This window comes from Pseudomonas sp. (assembly GCF_030696055.1).
Lineage (GTDB): Bacteria > Pseudomonadota > Gammaproteobacteria > Pseudomonadales > Pseudomonadaceae > Aquipseudomonas.
Window position 1 is genome coordinate 1 of the sequence record NZ_JAUYNP010000315.1, and the last position, 1,779, is coordinate 1,779.

The 1,779-nt window shown below is 64.9% G+C and carries 1 protein-coding gene; it reads right to left on the reverse strand.

Features of this window, described 5'->3' with window-relative positions:
- A partial coding sequence (locus tag Q8Q83_RS19110; RefSeq protein WP_305625710.1) for a PAS domain S-box protein occupies positions 1 to 1,779 on the reverse strand: 1,779 nt, incomplete at both ends.

The following is a 1,779-nucleotide window of genomic DNA, read 5'->3' on the forward strand; positions in this document are numbered from 1 at the left end:
ACAGTTCCACTTCGCCCTGTTCGGTGAACTTGAGCGCATTCGACAACAGGTTGCGCAGGATCTGATGCAAACGCACCCGATCGCTGTGGATGACCCTGGGCACCCCGGGCTCCAGCGAGGCGCTCAGGCGCAGCCCTTTGATCTCGGCCATCGGTCGCAGGCTGGCATCCAGTTCCACCAGCATGTCCTGCATGTTCAGAGGTTCCAGCCTGAGCTGCATGCGCCCCGCCTCGACCTTGGCCAGGTCGAGCACGTCGTTGATCAGCTGCAGCAGATCGCTGCCGGCACGGTGGACTATGTCGGCGTGCTTGGCCTGCTTCTCGGTGAGGTTGCCGGCACTGTTCTGGCGCAGCTGGTCGCTGAGAATAAGGATGCTGTTGAGCGGCGTGCGCAGCTCGTGGGACATATTGGCGAGGAACTCGGATTTATAGCGGTTGGCCAGGATCAGTTGCTCGGACTGCTCGCGCAGGCGCCGCTCGGCCGCCTTGCGCTCGCTGATGTCGATGATCACCGCCTGCACCAGGGCATCCTCGCCGCTGCTAATCGGCGACAGGCCGACTTCCAGGGGAATCAGGCGGCCGTCGCGGTGCTGGCCGAACAACTCGCGGTTGTTGCCCATGCGCCGTGGTTCGGGGCTCTGCTGATAGGTCTTGCGCAGGCCCACATGGCTATCGCGCATGGCCTGGGGCAGCAACTTCTCCACTGGCTGGCCGAGCAGCTGCTGGCGCTCGTAGCCGAACATCTGCTCGGTCTGGCGGTTGACCATGGCGATCTGCCCGAGGCAGTCCACCAGCACTATGGCATTGGGTGAGGCCTCCACCACCAGACGGAAACGCTGCTCCGCCTCCTTGCGCGCCTGCAAGTCGATCAGGTTGAGCAGGTAACTCGCCCCGCCCTCATGGGTCAGCACGCTCAGGCTCAAGGCCACCGGAATGTTCTCGCCGCTATCGCGACGGGCGGCGTACTCATTGGCTTCGGCCGGCACGTTGCTGTCACGCACCAGGAGTGCGAGGTCACTGACCTCCGGCAGGAAACGCCGCACCCGCTCGCCCAGCAGCGCATCCTGCGCGCAATCGAGCAGCTCGGCGGCGCTCTGGTTGGACATCTCGATGCGCCCATCGGAGCTACACAGCAAGGTGGCCACCGGCAGCCTTTCCACCAGCATGCGGACGCGCTCTTCGCGCTCGCGCAATTGCGCGTTGACCAACTGGTTGGCGCTCGACTCGCGCTCACGCAACCACAGGTAGCCCCCCACCAACAGGGACAACAGCACCACCGCCGCCAATCCCATCCACAGGCTGAAGGCCAGGCTCTTGTTGCCCAGGGCGGCCTCGTACTCGGCGGTGCTGCTGACGCTCAGCAGCCAAGTGCGGCCGAACAAGGACAGCTTCTGCTCGAGATGGAAACGCGGCGCCAAGGTGGATACGCTGGTCTCGTCGAGCAGAATACTGGATGAGGACTGCTCATCGACTATCTTGATGCGGAACAGGGCGCTCTGGGCGCCGAGTATCCCCTCCATCAGGTCATTCAGGCGGAAAGTGCCGCCGACCATGCCGCGCAAGGCGGCCATGCGCTCCTCCGCTGTCGTCAGGGGGACATCCCGGCGGTACACCGGCAGATACAGGATCACACCGCGCTGCGGAGCCTGGTCGGTTTCCTGACGGAGCAGCAGCGGCCCGGTGATCACCGCCACGCCGGTGCTTCCCGCCTGGGCGGCGGCCTCGTGGCGAACCGGCTCGGTGAGCATATTGAAGCCGACCGCCCGGCGGTTGCGCCAAT